We start from the raw sequence: 15,943 nt of genomic DNA on the forward strand, positions 1-15,943 counted from the left end.
TGTCCACGCTTGCGACCCCCGTGCTCCTCGCTGCTTCCGAGAGCGAAGGTGGCTTCCACGCGCCGTCGATCGCCGACTTCTTCCCGCCGGCCATCCTCTTCGAGGGCACGATCTTCCAGATCGACCGCATCTGGATCGTCCGCGTCGTCGCGACGGTCGCCCTGCTGGCGATCTTCGTCATCGCGGCGCGCCGCGCGAAGCTCGTCCCCGGCCGGTTCCAGAACGCCATCGAGATGATCCTCGACTTCGTGCGCGTGCAGGTCGTCGAGGAGATCATGGGCAAGGAGAACGCCAAGCGTTTCGTGCCGATGATCACGACGATCTTCTGCGCGATCCTCGCGTTCAACATCACGGGCATCATCACCGGCCTCAACATGGCCGGCACCGCCCGGATCGGCATCCCGCTGCTCCTCGCCCTGTGGGTCTTCGTGACCTACTGGTACGTCGGCATCAAGAAGCACGGCCTCGGCGGCTACCTCAAGAGCAACCTGTTCCCCCCGGGGATCCCGGCGCCGATCTACCTGATCGTCACGCCGATCGAGCTGCTCCAGATCCTCATCATCCGGCCGGCCTCACTGGCCATCCGTCTCGTCGCCAACATGGTCGCCGGGCACATCATGCTCGTGCTCTGCTTCGCGGCGACGCAGTACTTCTTCTTCGAGGCGGCTCCCGCGATGAAGGCGCTCGGCGTCCTCAGCCTGGCCGGCGGCTTCGCCTTCACGCTCTTCGAGATCCTGGTCGCGGCGCTGCAGGCGTACATCTTCGCCCTGCTCGCGGCGGTCTACATCAACATGTCGCTCGAGGAAGAGCACTGACCTGACGGTCGGCGCACCTCGCCGCTCGCACCACCAGCTCGCTCCAGACGCATCAACCCACGCGACGCCGGACCACCCAGGGCCGGCGCCCAACGGAAGGAACACCCATCGTGGACGTCACCACCCTCGCCGAGGTCACCGGTAACCTCAACTCGGTCGGCTACGGCCTCGCCGCGATCGGCCCGGGCATCGGCCTCGGTATCCTCATCGGCAAGACCATCGAGGGCATCGCCCGTCAGCCCGAGGTCGCCGGCCAGCTCCGCGCCACCATGTTCCTCGGTGTCGCGTTCGTCGAGCTCCTCGCCCTGCTGGGTCTCGTCGCCGGCTTCCTCTTCCCCGCGGCGTGATGTCGGCGCTGACGAGCGCCGCCGGTTCGCTGGTGGCGCAGACGGAGGAGCCGGAGGGGATCGACCTCTTCCTGCCGGCCGGCTACGACCTGCTCTGGTCGGCGGTCGTCCTCGTCGTCATCGCGATCGTCTTCTACAAGGCCATCCTGCCCAAGTTCCAGGCGGTGCTCGACGAGCGCACCGCGAAGATCGAGGGTGGCCTCGCCAAGGCGGAGTCCGCCCAGGCGGAGGCCGCGGCGGCGCTGGCGGAGTACCACCAGCAGCTCCAGGAGGCGCGCACGGAGGCGGCGAAGATCCGCGAGGAGGCACGGGCCGAGGGCTCGGCCATCGTCTCCGACCTGCGGGCGAAGGCGTCGGACGACGCCGCGCGCATCGTCGAGACGGCGCACCGCCAGATCGAGGCCGAGCGCCAGCAGGCCGCGGTCTCGCTGCGCAACGACGTGGGTCTGCTCGCGACGGAGCTCGCCTCGAAGATCGTGGGCGAGTCGCTCGCCGACTCGGCGCGCCAGAGCCGCGTCGTCGACCGCTTCCTCGACGAGCTCGAGGCCGCGGGTCCCGCGGCGGCGAGCGCGGCGGGCACGGCTTCCGAGGAGCGCTGATGCGCGGAACGAGCGGCGAGTCCCTGACGCAGGCGCGGGACCGGTTCGAGCCGGTCCTGCGCTCGGCGGGCGAGGGCGCGCTCGCGCTGGGCGAGCAGCTCTTCGCGGTCACCGCGGCGTTCGACGAGTCGGCGCCGCTGCGGCGCTCACTCGCGGACCCGTCGCGGTCCGGCGCGGACAAGGCGGCCCTCGTGTCCGCCGTCCTCGCGTCGGGCTTCGACGAGCGGGTCGTGGACCTCGTGTCCGGCCTGGTCCGGTCCCGCTGGACCCGCGAGGGCGACCTCGCGGACGCGACCGAGCGCCTGGGCCTGGACGCGGTCCTCGCGTCGGCCGAGGCCCGCGGTGCGCTGGAGAAGGTCGAGGACGAGCTGTTCCGGACCTCGCGCGCGCTCGTCGGGCAGCGCGAGGCGCGGCAGGTCCTCTCGGACGACACGACCGATCCCGGGCGCCGTGCCGCGTTCGTGCACGCGCTGCTCGACGGCAAGGTCGACCGCGTCACCGAGGTGCTCGCGGTCCACGCGACGCGCGCGCTGCGCGGTCGCCGGTTCGTCCCGACGCTGGGGTGGATCGGGGAGATCGCGGCCGAGCGTCGCCAGCGCCTCGTCGCCTCGGTCACGTCGGCCGCGGTGCTCACGCAGGCACAGCTCGACCGTCTCGCGGGACTGCTCGAGCGGGCCTACGGGCGAGCCGTGCAGCTCAACGTCACCGTGGACCCCACGGTGCTCGGCGGGCTGCGCGTCCAGGTGGGTGCCGACGTCGTGGACTCCACCGTGCTCTCCCGGCTCGCCGACGCGCGCCGTCGCCTCGTGAGCTGACGAGCCGACCCTTCCGACCGACGACCGTCCTGCCGGCCACCGGCCGCACAACCGACAAACGTTCGACCGCACCCGAACCACGAGGTGCGGCCACGACAGGAGAAGAGCAATGGCTGAGCTGACGATCCGGCCGGAGGAGATCCGGGCCGCTCTGGACAGCTTCGTGAAGTCCTACGAGCCCGAGGGCGCCGTGTCCGAGGAGGTGGGCCGGGTCACCCTGGCCGCCGACGGCATCGCCCAGGTCGAGGGTCTGCCGGGCGCGATGGCCAACGAGCTGCTGCGCTTCGAGGACGGGACCCTGGGTCTCGCCCTCACCCTCGACGTCCGCGAGATCGGTGTCGTCGTCCTCGGCGAGTTCACCGGCATCGAGGAGGGCCAGGAGGTCCGCCGGACCGGCGAGGTCCTCTCGGTCCCCGTCGGCGACGGGTACCTCGGTCGCGTCGTCGACCCGCTGGGCAACCCGATCGACGGCCTCGGCGAGGTCGCGACGGAGGGCCGCCGCGCCCTCGAGCTCCAGGCGCCCGGCGTCATGGACCGCAAGTCGGTCCACGAGCCGCTCCAGACCGGCCTCAAGGCGATCGACTCGATGATCCCGATCGGCCGCGGCCAGCGCCAGCTGATCATCGGTGACCGCCAGACGGGCAAGACGGCGATCGCGATCGACACGATCATCAACCAGAAGGCCAACTGGGAGTCGGGCGACCCCGAGAAGCAGGTCCGCTGCATCTACGTCGCCATCGGCCAGAAGGGCTCCACGATCGCGTCGGTGCGCGGCGCGCTCGAGGAGGCCGGCGCGCTCGAGTACACGACGATCGTCGCGGCTCCCGCGTCCGACCCGGCGGGCTTCAAGTACCTCGCCCCGTACACCGGTTCGGCCATCGGGCAGCACTGGATGTACGGCGGCAAGCACGTCCTCATCGTGTTCGACGACCTGTCGAAGCAGGCCGAGGCCTACCGTGCCGTGTCGCTCCTGCTGCGCCGCCCGCCGGGCCGCGAGGCGTACCCCGGTGACGTCTTCTACCTGCACTCCCGCCTGCTCGAGCGTTGCGCGAAGCTCTCGGACGAGCTCGGCGCCGGCTCGATGACGGGCCTGCCGGTCATCGAGACCAAGGGGAACGACGTCTCGGCGTACATCCCGACGAACGTCATCTCCATCACCGACGGCCAGATCTTCCTCCAGTCCGACCTGTTCAACGCCGACCAGCGCCCGGCCGTCGACGTCGGCATCTCGGTGTCCCGCGTCGGTGGTGCCGCGCAGGTCAAGGCCATGAAGCAGGTCTCCGGCACGCTGAAGCTCGAGCTCGCGCAGTTCCGTGCGCTCGAGGCGTTCGCGATGTTCGCGTCCGACCTCGACGCGGCGTCGCGCGGCCAGCTGAAGCGCGGCGCGGCCCTGATGGAGCTGCTCAAGCAGGGCCAGTACTCGCCGTACCCGGTCGAGGACCAGGTCGCGTCGATCTGGGCCGGCACCAAGGGCAAGATCGACGACGTCCCGGTCGAGGACGTGCGTCGCTTCGAGTCCGAGCTGCTCGACCACCTGCGCCGCAACACGGACGTCCTGTCGACGATCGCGGAGACCGGCAAGCTGTCGGACGAGACCGAGGCCCAGCTCTCCTCGGCGGTCGACACGTTCCGGTCCGGCTTCCTCACGGGTGACGGCACGCCGCTCGTCGGTGGGGACACCGAGGACGAGGCCGAGACGGAGATCGAGCAGGAGCAGATCGTCCGGCAGAAGAGGGCCTGACGATGGCCGGATCCCAGCGCGTCTACAAGCAGCGGATCAAGTCGACGCAGTCGCTCAAGAAGATGTTCCGCGCGCAGGAGCTCATCGCCGCGTCGCGGATCGGCAAGGCGCGCGACCGCACGGCCGCCGCGTCGCCGTACGCCCGGGCGATCACCCGGGCCGTGTCGGCCGTCGCGACCCACACGTCGACGAAGCACCCGCTGACGAGCGAGCGCACGGACACCAACCGCGTCGCGGTGCTCGTCGTCGCCTCCGACCGCGGCATGGCCGGCGCCTACTCGGCGTCGATCATCCGCGAGACGGAGCGCCTCGTCGAGCGCCTCGTGGCCGAGGGCAAGGAGGTCGCGCTCTACGGGGCCGGTCGTCGTGCCATCTCGTACTACACGTTCCGCGGGCGCGAGCTCGCCGGGTCGTGGTCGTACGGGTCGGACGCGCCCAACTCCGAGGTCGCGGGCGAGATCGCGGACGCCCTGCTCGGGGCGTTCCTCGCGCCGGCGGCCGAGGGTGGCGTGAGCGAGCTGCACATCGTGTACACGCAGTTCGTCAACATGGTCACGCAGCGCCCGCGCGTCGTGCGGATGCTCCCGCTCGAGGTCGTCGAGGGCGTCGCACCGGCGGGCAAGCACGACGTGCTCCCGCTGTACGACTTCGAGCCCTCGCCCGAGGCCGTGCTCGACGAGCTGCTCCCTCGCTACGTGCGCAGCCGGATCTTCAGCTGCCTCCTCGAGGCGGCGGCGTCCGAGCTCGCGGCACGTCAGCGCGCGATGCACACGGCGACGGACAACGCGGAGGACCTCATCCGCAACTACACGCGGCTGGCGAACCAGGCGCGTCAGGCGGACATCACCCAGGAGATCAGCGAGATCGTCTCGGGTGCCGACGCCCTGGCGGCGTCATGACGGGCCGCACGGCCCGCGCGGCCAGCACCATCACCGACATCCTGACCGACACCGCCGGGGACCACTCCGGCACTGCGAAGCGAGGCCAGCAATGACCGCCACCACCGTGGAAGCACAGGTCGAGCACTCCAGCGGTCCCGGCGTGGGCCGGGTCGCTCGTGTGATCGGCCCCGTCGTGGACATCGAGTTCCCGGCGGACGCGATCCCCGACATCTACAACGCGCTGACCGTCGAGATCGACCTCTCGTCGCAGGGCGAGGGCGAGAAGTCGTTCACGCTCACGCTCGAGGTCGCCCAGCACCTGGGTGACTCGCTCGTGCGCGCCATCGCCCTCAAGCCGACGGACGGCCTCGTCCGCGGTGCCCAGGTCACCGACACCGGCGCGCCGATCAGCGTGCCCGTCGGCGACGTCACCAAGGGCAAGGTCTTCAACGTCACGGGCGACGTGCTCAACGGCGCTCCGGGCGAGACGGTCGAGGTCACCGAGCGCTGGCCGATCCACCGCAAGCCCCCGGCGTTCGACCAGCTCGAGTCGAAGACCACGATGTTCGAGACGGGCATCAAGGTCATCGACCTCCTCACCCCGTACGTCCAGGGTGGGAAGATCGGCCTCTTCGGTGGTGCGGGCGTCGGCAAGACCGTCCTCATCCAGGAGATGATCCAGCGCGTGGCGCAGGACCACGGTGGCGTGTCCGTGTTCGCCGGCGTCGGCGAGCGCACGCGTGAGGGCAACGACCTCATCGTCGAGATGGAGGAGGCCGGCGTCTTCGACAAGACCGCCCTCGTCTTCGGCCAGATGGACGAGCCCCCGGGCACGCGTCTTCGCGTCGCGCTCTCCGCGCTGACCATGGCGGAGTACTTCCGCGACGTGAAGAAGCAGGACGTCCTCCTGTTCATCGACAACATCTTCCGCTTCACGCAGGCGGGCTCCGAGGTGTCGACGCTGCTCGGCCGCATGCCCTCCGCGGTCGGCTACCAGCCGAACCTCGCGGACGAGATGGGTCTGCTCCAGGAGCGCATCACCTCGACGCGTGGTCACTCGATCACGTCGCTCCAGGCGATCTACGTGCCGGCGGACGACTACACCGACCCGGCGCCGGCGACGACGTTCGCGCACCTCGACGCGACGACCGAGCTCTCCCGTGAGATCGCCTCGCGCGGTCTGTACCCCGCGGTGGACCCGCTCGCGTCGACGAGCCGCATCCTCGACCCGCGCTACGTGGGCCAGGAGCACTACGACGTCGCGACGCGCGTGAAGTCGATCCTGCAGCGCAACAAGGAGCTCCAGGACATCATCGCGATCCTCGGTGTGGACGAGCTCTCGGAGGAGGACAAGACGGTCGTCGCGCGTGCGCGCCGCATCCAGCAGTTCCTCTCCCAGAACACCTACATGGCCGAGAAGTTCACGGGCGTCGTCGGCTCGACGGTGCCGCTGAGCGAGACCATCGAGGCGTTCAAGAAGATCGCGGACGGCGAGTTCGACCACGTCGCCGAGCAGGCGTTCTTCAACATCGGTGGCCTCGAGGACCTCGAGCGCAACTGGGCGCGCATCCAGCAGGAGTACGGCGCCTGATCCGACGCAGACGCGGGGCCGGGCCGCTCGGCCCGGCCCCGCGGGCGTCGCACCCGGACCCGGACACCACGCCGGGCATGAACCGCCCATGAAGGAGTTCCCGTGGCACAGCTGAACGTCGACCTCGTGGCGGCGGACCGCAAGATCTGGTCGGGCCGCGCGCAGCGGGTCACGGCCCCTGCGGCGGACGGTGAGATCGGCATCCTCGCGGACCACTCGCCCCTGCTCTCCGTGCTGCGCGAGGGCTCGGTGCGCATCGTGGCCGAGGGTGAGACCCTCGACGTGCGCGTCAGCGGAGGGTTCCTCTCCGTCGACTCCAACCAGGTCACGATCGTCGCGGACTCGGTCGAGTCCGTACCGGCCCGCTGACCCTCGCACGACCATGACGCCCCTGGCCTGGCTCGCGATCGGACTGCTCGTCCTCGTCCTTCTCGCGATCGGGCTGGGGGCGTGGCGTCTGCGCGCCCTGTCCCACCGCGTCGGCTCGTTCGAGTGCGGTGCACGGCGCGCGGGCGCGGCCGGTGCCCCCTGGGTCGCGGGCATCGCGCACTACGGCGTCGGTCGTATCGACTGGTGGCGGCTGTGGTCGGTGTCGATCCGCCCCGCCCGGACGTGGTCGCGCTACGACCTCGTCATCGCGGGCCGCGAGCCGTTCGTCGGCGACGGCCCCGACACCTACCTCGTCCGGTGCCGCTACCACGGCCAGGACTTCGAGCTCACGATGTCGCGCGCCGCGTACGAGGGGCTCGCCTCCTGGCTGGAGGCCGCGCCGCCCGGTCGGCGCAACGTCGTCGTCTGAGGCGTCGCCCGTGGGCTGACGCCGCGTCCCGGACCGCCCACCATCGACCCGGAGGACCTGCCTCATGCGTCTCGTCGTCGCCCGCTGCTCCGCCCGCTACACCGGCCGTCTCTCGGCCCACCTGCCGCTCGCGACGCGCGTGCTCATCGTCAAGGCCGACGGGAGCGTGCTGCTGCACTCCGACGGCGGCTCGTACAAGCCCCTCAACTGGATGAGCCCTCCGTGCTCGCTCGCGGTCCGCGAGCCGTCCGAGGAGGCGCGCGAGCGCGGCGTGACCGAGGTCTGGGCGGTGCAGCACGCCAAGAGCGACGACCGCCTCGAGATCGAGCTCCACGAGGTCCAGCACGACAGCTCGCACGACCTGGGCATCGACCCGGGCCTCGTCAAGGACGGCGTGGAGGCCCACCTCCAGGAGATGCTCGCCGCGCAGATCGAGCTGCTCGGCTCGGGGCACACGCTCGTGCGCCGCGAGTACCCGACCGCGATCGGCCCCGTGGACATCCTCGCGAAGGACGCGAGCGGCGCGACCGTCGCCGTCGAGATCAAGCGCAGGGGCGACATCGACGGCGTCGAGCAGCTCACGCGCTACCTCGAGCTGCTCAACCGCGACCCGCTCCTCGCCCCCGTGCGCGGCGTGTTCGCCGCGCAGGAGATCAAGCCGCAGGCGCGCGTCCTCGCGACGGACCGGGGGATCGGCTGCCTCGTGCTCGACTACGACGCGATGCGCGGCGTCGACGACGTGGACTCCCGCCTCTTCTGACGCGCGAGACTTCCGGCGCGGGAGCCGCCCACCCGGACGAGCAGGCGGTCGTGGCGCGTCTCGCAGCGGAGAAGGGCCACGACCGCCTGGTCGAGGGGTCAGGACCGCGGGCTCGGCCGACCGGTCAGCACGTGAGGGCCGCGAACGGCGCCGCGTGCTCGGTGACCGTCCCGGCGGCGTCCGTCACCTGCACCGTCGCCGAGCCCGCCGGGATCGACGCGGCGCGCGCGGAGAACGACTGGTAAGCGTTGGCGCCCGGGGCGACGCCCGTGATCGTGCGCGACCCGAACGGCGTCACGAGCTCGACGTCCACCGGGCCGCCCGCCCCGGGGCCGCCCGTCCCGGCGTACGACGCCCGGACCGCGACGTACGCCGTGCCGGCGAGGCAGCGCGGCACCGCGGTGACGTCGACCTGGGGCGTGGGCACGTCGGTGGTGCGGGAACTCACCTCGAACGACGCGACGCTCACCGTGCCGCGGTCGGCCCGGAAGCCGATCGTCGGCAGGAGCTCGGCGAGCACGTCCGGGTCGGACGTGTCGAGCGCGCCGCCGGTCGTCGTGCCGCCGTACCAGGTCCACCCGCCGTCCTCCTCGGCGAACACGTCGACGCGCGCGCCGTTCACCTGGAGGGCGATCCGGTCGCCGGGGCCGTAGCCCCGCAGGCCGAAGTACGGTGACGACCCGTCCGCGCCCCCGACGTAGTCGAGGCCCGAGGCGACGTTCGTGTGGTTGAACCACGCGAGCGCGTAGGTGCGGTCCGCCGCGGCGAGGCCGAGGAACAGCGAGTCCTCCTGCGTGCCCGCTCCGGAGAACGCGCCGATCTCCGCGATGACCACGGACGTCGGCGTCGCGCGGGCCGTGCGGTGCCCGTACAGCCCCCAGTAGCGCGCGTCGCCGGACGCGGCGAGCACCCCGTCGCCGGCCGCGACGGCCGGCAGCGCCTCGCCGGAGGGCCGCAGCGTCGTCCAGTCCGCGGTCGTGTCGGCGTCGAAGTCGTCGTGCAGCACGACGTCGTCGTACCAGGCCGGGTCGAACGTCAGCCGGGCGGTCGTCGTCGCGCGTGCCTCCTCCGGCGTGCTCGACCCGCCCCAGCGCACGACGGCGCCGATCCGCACCTCGCTGCCGGGGACGGCGTCGGGCCCGGGTGTGACGTCCCACGACCGGGTCGCCCGGTCCCACGCGCCGAGGTCGAGCGGGCCTTCCGCGCCCACGGCGACGGCGGTCCAGCCGGCCGGGAGGTCGGGCGAGACCTCGGCGCCGGCGACGGCGTCGTCGCGCGTCGAGATCGTCACGTCGACGCGCGAGGCGCGCCCGACGGCGGGCTCCGCGGCCTCGACGCGTGCCGAGACGGCGCGGGACACGGGACTCCAGGACTCGAGCTCGGTCACCCCGACGGACTTCCCGGGGGCGGCGTCGAACGTGAGGCGGTAGCTCGTCGTCCGGAGCGGCGGGAACGTGATGCGGTTCAGGCCGTTGCCGACGGGCTGCTCGGGCACGCGCGTCTGGTCGGGGACGACCTGCCAGGCCGCGCCGTCCCAGTACTCGAGCTCGTAGCCGGCAGCGGGCTGGACGGCGTCGGCGTCCTGGTAGCCGTGGAAGCGGACGTCGCCGATCGTCGTCGGTTCGGCGAACTCGACCCCGAGCCAGTCGCGCGCGTTCGGCGAGGAGTAGTTCGACCAGCGCGTGTTCTGCGGCACCTCGTCGTACCAGACCTTGCCGTCGAGGACCCGCCACGCGTCGTCGTACCGCCACGTGGAGGAGGCGACGGGGCGCGGGTAGGCGTTCCGGAGCGGGTTCGCCGACGTGTTGACGGCGTGGGGGAGGCGCTGCGGGTCGCCGCTCGGCACCGGGACCTCGACCGGGTCGGCGCCCTCGGCGACCGCGTCGGCGTCGGCGTGCAGCACCTGCTCGCCGTCGACGTAGACGCGCAGGCCCGCGCCCGCCCCGTAGCGCGAGCCGTCGCGGTCGAAGAGGACCGTGACGTTGCGCCCGTGGTAGGGCACGTTCTCCGCGGCGAACCAGTCCCAGTCGGCGGGCACGAGCGGGTCGAGCACGAGCGAGTCGTCGGACTGCGGCTGGAGGCCGAGGAGGTCCTGGAGCACGAGGTCCACGTAGCTGGAGTGCAGGTAGTCCTCGGAGTGGTTGTTCCCGTCGTAGATCCAGCGGTCCTCGTCGGGGTGGTGCGCCTCGGCGACGTACGGCTCGCCGTCGCGGAACTGCGTGCGGACGTAGGTGTCGAACAGGTCGAGGTAGTCCGCGCGCGTGAGGTCGCCCGCGGCGTCGTCGCGCAGCGCCGTCGCGACGCCGTCGAGCGTGAGCGACGTCGAGAACGGCCACGACGGCCCGTCCCACTTGCAGCAGCCCTGGTCGGACGAGCGCCAGAAGTCGGGGGAGCGGCGCTCGGTCACGGTCGGACCGTACGGCGCCGCGAACCCCTGCGGGTCGAGGAGCTGGTCGAGCGCGACCGCCTGCTCGGGCGTGGCGAGGCCGAACTTCCACGGCACGAACCCGACGTCGAGCCGGTCGCGCAGCCGCTCGTGGTCCGGGTTCTCCCAGTCCACGACGTCGTAGAAGAAGTCGCGCTCGTCGTCCCAGAGGTAGGTGTCCACGGCCTCGCGCAGCGCGGCGGCGCGGTCGCGGTACTCCGTCGCGGTCGCCTCGTCGCCGTTGAGCGTCGCGACCTCGACGAGCGCGAGCATGTCCCCGTAGAGGTAGGCGTTGATCGACGGCCGGAACGTGTGGCGACCCGCGTAGTCGCGGTCGGTCACGTACGACGCGGGCGAGCTCTCCTTGGCGTCGTACTCGGGCGTCTGCCAGTAGAGCCCGAGGTCGGCGTCGAACTGGTTCCCCCAGTCCTCGACGAAGGTCTCCAGCTCGGGCTGGAGCGCGCGCAGGCGGTCGAGGTTGCCGGTGACCTTCGCGCGCTCGACGATCGCGGTGACCGCCCAGAAGGAGTACTGGTGCGCCCAGTCGGCGGCCTCGGGGTTCTGCGCCGGCTCGATCTGGCCGGGGCCTGTGAGCCAGTAGTCCTCGTAGTCGTCGAGATAGCGCTGGTCGCGCAGCCAGCGGCCCTCGGCGAGCTGGTGGCCCGCCGCGGCGTTGATGGCCTGGTACGGCGCGGCGTAGCCGCAGCAGTCGAGGAACTCCGTGAGCACCCAGCCCGTGCCGGGCTCGGTGTAGCGCAGGTGCTCCTTGAGCACGCGCCAGCGGTAGTAGTAGACCGCCTCGGCGTCCGCGTCGGGGAGGTCGACGACCGGGACGTTGGCTGCGTACCAGTCGGGGTCGGCGTAGCCGTCGAGCTTCTCGCGGACGTCGACGAACGAGGTCCCCGGCCCGACCTCGGGCCGGTCGAGGGGCGTCGTCGGGTCGCCGGTCGTGGCAGCCGGGGACGTGGCGGGGACGGCCGCGGGGACCGGCGGTGTCGCCGCGACCGCCGGTGCCGCGAGGGCGAGGGCCAGGAGGCCGGAGGCGAGCGCCAGGGCGCCCGTCGAGCGTGGTCGTCGCATGCGTGTCCTTCGTCGTCGAAGAGCGGGTCCCGCGTGGTCCAGGCACGGGGACGTGACTGCGCTGTCGGCCACAGATTCCCACAAGAGCGAACAGAAAACAACAGGCGTCGGCCATAGCCTCCCGCGTCCGCCAGCGGGCAGGCGCATGATAGGTTTTGAACATGTTCAAAAAATGCCTCGGCGCATGAGCGCGACGCCGAAGTCCGAGCGCACGCGCGCGCACCTGCGCGACGTCGCGGTGCGGATGCTGCGCGACGTCGGGTACGAGCGCACGACCATGCGCGCGGTGGCCGCCGAGGCCGGCGTGAGCACGGGGAACGCGTACTACCACTTCCCGTCCAAGGACGCGCTCGTCCAGGAGCTCTACCTCGAGGTGCAGCGCGAGCACGCCGAGCGCGCCGCCCCCGTGCTCGCCGCCGGCGGCTCGCTCGCCGACCGGCTGCGCGGCGTCTGGGGGGCGTCGGTCGACGCGTTCGCCCCCTTCCACGCGTTCGGGGGCGAGTTCGTGTCGGTCGCGATCCGCCCCGGCTCGGACGCGAGCCCCTTCTCCGCCGCCTCCTCCGGCTCGCGCGACCTCTCGCGCGCCCTCTTCGAGGAGGTCGTCGCCGGGACGTCGACGCGCGTCTCCGAGCGGCTGCGCGCCCAGCTCCCCGAGCTGCTGTGGCTCGCCCAGCTCGGCATCACGCTCTTCTGGGTGCACGACACCTCGCCCGGGTTCGCGCGCACCCGCCGGCTGATCGACGGCGGGGCGGCGCTCGTCGGCAGCCTCGTCCGGCTCGCCCGGCTGCCCGTCGCGCGCGGTGTGGTCGACGACGTCCTGCGCCTCGTGCGCGCGGTCCACCCGGGAACGCCCGGGGCGACGGTCCCGGCGGACGCGGCCCGCGGGCGCGGGGGCGAGCCGGAGATGGGCGCGTGAGCCCCGCCGGCGCGGCCCTCGTCTCGGGCCTGGTCGTCCTCGGCATGGTCGTGGTCCTGCCGCTCGGCCTCCGGCTCCTGGGGCCCGACGTCGTCCCCGCGGCGCGCAGCGTGGCGTGGCCCCTCGCGGGGGTCGCGGGGGCCGCGGCCGTCGTGCTCCCGCACGGCACCGTGTCCGCCCTCCTCGCGCTCGTCCTCGCCGTGGGGACCGCGGTGCTCGCCCTCGCCGGCGCACGTCTGGCTGTCCGCACGGTGCGCGACGTCCGCGCCGGGCGGGTCGCCGCGGCAGCCCTCGCCGCGCGCGCGGCGACCGTGACCGCGCTGGCCATGCCGGCGGTGGGCGCGAGCGCGCTCGTCGCCGAGCGCGCCGGGTGGGGGCTTCTCGGGTTCTCCGGGACGTACCTCGCGCTCACGGTCCCGCACATGCTCTACGCCGGGTTCGGCGCGGCACTGGTCGCGGGCACGGTCGCGCGCCTCGCCGCCACCGAGGGGCTCGCGGTCGCCGGAGCGTGGGGCGTGCCGCTCGGGACGGTGCTCGTGCTGGTCGGCTACTTCGTCGGCGACGTCGCCGAGCTCGTCGGCGCGGGAGTGCTCACGCTCGCCCTGTGGGCGACGGCGGTCGCGGCGGTCCGCTCGCTCGCGCGACCTTCCGGTCCGGCGCGTGCGGCCGGAGGCGGGCACCTCGCGGCTCCCGGGAGCCCGGCGAGCACGGCGGGCGCCCGTGCGCTGGTCGGGACGGGTGCCGTCGTCGTCGGGCTGTCGATGCTGCTCGCGCTCTGGTGGGCCGCGGGCGAGGCGCTCGGGTTCGCGCACCCGAGCCTCGACGTCATGGCGGCGACGCACGGCGTCGCGAACGCGCTCGGATTCGTGCTCTGCACCCTCCTCGGGCTGCGGGTCCTCGCGGCCCGGCAGGTGCTCCCGCACGAGATCGAGGGTGTGGACGAGGGGCGCCGCGACGCGGGACAGGACACGACACGCGGGCCCGGGCGGGCCCCGGAGGGGAGTGCGGCATGACGTTCACGTACCCGGAGGTCGGCGCGACCCGGACGGACAGCTGGCCCGCGGGGTATCGCCACCTGCACGTGCGCCGTCGGCTCACGGACCGGCCCCGGACGCCCGACGACCTCGCGTGGCTCGGGGAGCAGCTCCTCACGTGGCGCGTGCACGCCGCGGCGCGCGTGCGGCTCGAGACGGGGGCGCCAGTCGCCGAGCCCGGTGCGCGGGTGACGACGCTGCTCGGTGTCGGGCGGCTCCGGCTGCACGAGCCGTGCGAGGTCGTGTGGGTCGAGCGGTCCGCGTACCGGGTCGCATTCGGGTACGGCACCCTCCCCGGGCACGCGTTCGTGGGGGAGGAGCGCTTCGCCGTCGAGCGCGACGAGGCGGGCGACCTGTGGTGGAGCATCGACGTGTTCAGCCGCCCGGTGCTGTGGTGGGTGCGCCCGCTCGCCTTCGCCGTGCCGACGTTCCAGCGGCTCTTCGCCCTGCACCTCGGCCGCGGCGCGAGGCGGCTGCTCGCCTCGCGCGACCGCTGACGTCTCGCCTCCCGACCCCCGCGCGTCCACGGCCGCACGAGTTTGCACGCCAGGTGTACGAAGTGCGCCAGAATGAGCCCATGACCGACGCCCGCAGCCCTCGTCCCGACCAGCAGCCCGGTACCGCGCGAGTCCTCGTGGGCCGCGTCGTCACCCCCACGGGAGTGCTCGACGACGGCGTCGTGGCCGTGCAGGACGGGCGTGTCGCGTGGGTGGGCGCCCGAGCGGACGCCGCGGCCGCGGGGTACGCCGACGTGCCCGCCGGCGACGGGGCGACGCTGCTCCCCGGGCTCGTCGACGTCCACGACCACGGCGGGGGCGGGTCGAGCTTCCCCGACGCGACGAGCGTCGAGGAGGCGCGCGTCGCCGCGCGCGAGCACCTGCGCCACGGCACGACGAGCCTCGTCGCCTCGCTCGTCACGGCCCCGCGCGACGTCCTGCTCGAGCGCACGGCGAACCTCGCGGACCTCGCCGACGCGGGCGAGATCGTCGGCATCCACCTCGAAGGGCCGTTCCTCTCCGAGGTGCGGTGCGGCGCGCAGAACCCGCACGACATGCTCGAGGGCGACCCGGACCTCGTGCGCGCGATCGCGGCCGCGGCGCGCGGGTACCTGCGGACCATGACCGTCGCGCCCGAGGTGCCGGGCGTCGTGGGCGCCGGGGGAGTGATCGAGACGCTCGTCGAGGTCGGGGCGCTACCGTCGATCGGGCACACCGACGCGAGCACGGAGCAGACCGAGGCGGCGATCGCGGCAGGCGTCGCGGCGCTCGCGGCCGCCGGTCGGCCCGGCGCGCGGCTGACCGCGACGCACCTGTTCAACGGCATGCGGCCGCTGCACCACCGTGAGCCCGGCCCCATCGCGGCGTGCCTCGCGGCGGCCGCGCGCGGCGAGCTGGTCGTCGAGCTCGTGGCCGACGGCACGCACCTCGCGCACGGCACGATCCGCAGCGTCGTCGAGCTCGTGGGGTCGCACGTCGGTGCCGACGGCGCCGTCGCCGGGCCGGACGCCGTCGCGCTCGTCACCGACGCCATGGCCGCGGCGGGCATGGCGGACGGCGCCTACGAGCTCGGGCCGATGCGCGTCACCGTCGCGCACGGCGTCGCGCGGCTCACCGAGGGCGGTTCCATCGCGGGCGGCACGTACCACCTGCTCGACGTCGTGCGCGAGACGGTCGAGGCCGGCGTGCCGCTGGTCGACGCCGTCCGTGCCGCGTCGTGGACGCCAGCCGGCGTGCTCGGCCTCGACGACCGCGGCGGCCTCGTCGCGGGCCGCCGCGCCGACGTCGTCGTCACGGACGCCGGCCTGCGTGTCCGCGAGGTCCTGCGCGCGGGCGACCCGGTCGACCTCGCGCCCTGACCCGCCCGCGCCCGCACCCGTCGCGCGGCCGACCGCACCCGCCGAACCCGGGGTCGTTCCTCACCCAGCCCGTCCCGTGAGGAGCGACCCCGGTCTCGTCCGGTCGGGGGAGCGCGGCGACCCCGGGGTTGCGGGCGACCTGCGGGTCGAAGCCACCGATATGCCCGGGTTCGGCGCTCCGCAGGGCTGGCGGGTCGTCTCCCGCGTCGGCCCAGGTCGGCGGGGGTGCCCTCAACCAGAGAGCGCGTTCTCGCTCCGCGGGCTTGACTCTCCTCATTTGTTCAT

General features: G+C 73.0%; 15 protein-coding genes. 14 read left to right on the forward strand and 1 reads right to left on the reverse strand.

Going from position 1 to position 15,943, the window contains the following annotated elements:
• Positions 1 to 20 precede the first annotated feature (20 nt).
• The 10 genes from atpB (at position 21) to nucS (ending at position 8,348) form a co-directional block, all read left to right on the forward strand.
• Positions 21 to 815, forward strand: a complete 795-nt coding sequence (atpB, locus tag A0J59_RS00560; RefSeq protein ID WP_231581804.1) for a F0F1 ATP synthase subunit A — start codon at positions 21 to 23, stop codon at positions 813 to 815.
• Positions 816 to 925: 110 nt separating this feature from the next.
• Positions 926 to 1,162 (forward strand): ATP synthase F0 subunit C, encoded by a 237-nt coding sequence (locus tag A0J59_RS00565; RefSeq protein ID WP_047232897.1) that lies wholly within the window; start codon positions 926 to 928, stop codon positions 1,160 to 1,162.
• A complete protein-coding gene (locus A0J59_RS00570) occupies positions 1,162 to 1,761 on the forward strand; it encodes a F0F1 ATP synthase subunit B (protein ID WP_047232898.1) in 600 nt (199 codons plus the stop codon). Before A0J59_RS00565 ends, A0J59_RS00570 begins: the two co-directional genes overlap by 1 nt.
• Positions 1,761 to 2,576, forward strand: a complete 816-nt coding sequence (locus A0J59_RS00575; RefSeq protein WP_047232899.1) for a F0F1 ATP synthase subunit delta — start codon at positions 1,761 to 1,763, stop codon at positions 2,574 to 2,576. Before A0J59_RS00570 ends, A0J59_RS00575 begins: the two co-directional genes overlap by 1 nt.
• 109 nt (positions 2,577 to 2,685) lie before the next feature.
• Positions 2,686 to 4,317, forward strand: a complete 1,632-nt coding sequence (gene atpA / locus A0J59_RS00580) for a F0F1 ATP synthase subunit alpha (RefSeq protein WP_047232900.1) — start codon at positions 2,686 to 2,688, stop codon at positions 4,315 to 4,317.
• A 2-nt stretch (positions 4,318 to 4,319) separates the two neighbouring features.
• The gene (locus tag A0J59_RS00585; protein WP_047232901.1) at positions 4,320 to 5,216 is read left to right on the forward strand and encodes a F0F1 ATP synthase subunit gamma; all 897 of its coding nucleotides are present in this window, start codon (positions 4,320 to 4,322) and stop codon (positions 5,214 to 5,216) included.
• A gap of 91 nt (positions 5,217 to 5,307) precedes the next feature.
• Positions 5,308 to 6,789 carry a F0F1 ATP synthase subunit beta gene (gene atpD / locus A0J59_RS00590; protein ID WP_047232902.1) on the forward strand — a complete coding sequence of 494 codons (1,482 nt, stop codon included), beginning with the start codon at positions 5,308 to 5,310 and terminating at the stop codon, positions 6,787 to 6,789.
• A 102-nt stretch (positions 6,790 to 6,891) separates the two neighbouring features.
• Positions 6,892 to 7,158, forward strand: a complete 267-nt coding sequence (locus A0J59_RS00595) for a F0F1 ATP synthase subunit epsilon (RefSeq protein ID WP_047232903.1) — start codon at positions 6,892 to 6,894, stop codon at positions 7,156 to 7,158.
• A 13-nt stretch (positions 7,159 to 7,171) separates the two neighbouring features.
• A complete protein-coding gene (locus A0J59_RS00600; protein WP_064314879.1) occupies positions 7,172 to 7,588 on the forward strand; it encodes a DUF2550 domain-containing protein in 417 nt (138 codons plus the stop codon).
• A 64-nt stretch (positions 7,589 to 7,652) separates the two neighbouring features.
• The gene (nucS, locus tag A0J59_RS00605; RefSeq protein WP_047232905.1) at positions 7,653 to 8,348 is read left to right on the forward strand and encodes an endonuclease NucS; all 696 of its coding nucleotides are present in this window, start codon (positions 7,653 to 7,655) and stop codon (positions 8,346 to 8,348) included.
• Between the two features lie 124 nt (positions 8,349 to 8,472).
• Here the strand turns inward: nucS and A0J59_RS00610 are convergent, their stop codons facing one another.
• A complete protein-coding gene (locus A0J59_RS00610) occupies positions 8,473 to 11,853 on the reverse strand; it encodes a trehalase family glycosidase (RefSeq protein WP_064314880.1) in 3,381 nt (1,126 codons plus the stop codon).
• Between the two features lie 184 nt (positions 11,854 to 12,037).
• Here A0J59_RS00610 and A0J59_RS00615 point away from each other — a divergent pair, with 184 nt between their 5' ends.
• The 4 genes from A0J59_RS00615 to A0J59_RS00630 all read left to right on the forward strand — a co-directional run bounded on the left by A0J59_RS00615 (position 12,038) and on the right by A0J59_RS00630 (position 15,658).
• Positions 12,038 to 12,769, forward strand: coding sequence for a TetR/AcrR family transcriptional regulator (locus A0J59_RS00615; protein WP_064314881.1), 732 nt, complete (start codon positions 12,038 to 12,040; stop codon positions 12,767 to 12,769).
• Positions 12,766 to 13,782, forward strand: a complete 1,017-nt coding sequence (locus tag A0J59_RS00620; protein ID WP_064314882.1) for a YndJ family transporter — start codon at positions 12,766 to 12,768, stop codon at positions 13,780 to 13,782. Before A0J59_RS00615 ends, A0J59_RS00620 begins: the two co-directional genes overlap by 4 nt.
• Entirely contained in the window at positions 13,779 to 14,300 is a 522-nt protein-coding gene (locus tag A0J59_RS00625; protein ID WP_047232906.1) for a DUF1990 family protein, read from the forward strand. Before A0J59_RS00620 ends, A0J59_RS00625 begins: the two co-directional genes overlap by 4 nt.
• Positions 14,301 to 14,380: 80 nt before the next feature.
• Positions 14,381 to 15,658, forward strand: a complete 1,278-nt coding sequence (locus tag A0J59_RS00630; protein ID WP_064314883.1) for an N-acetylglucosamine-6-phosphate deacetylase — start codon at positions 14,381 to 14,383, stop codon at positions 15,656 to 15,658.
• The last annotated feature ends 285 nt before the right edge of the window (positions 15,659 to 15,943 follow it).

This window comes from Cellulosimicrobium sp. I38E (genome assembly GCF_001647255.1).
GTDB lineage: Bacteria > Actinomycetota > Actinomycetes > Actinomycetales > Cellulomonadaceae > Cellulosimicrobium > Cellulosimicrobium cellulans_E.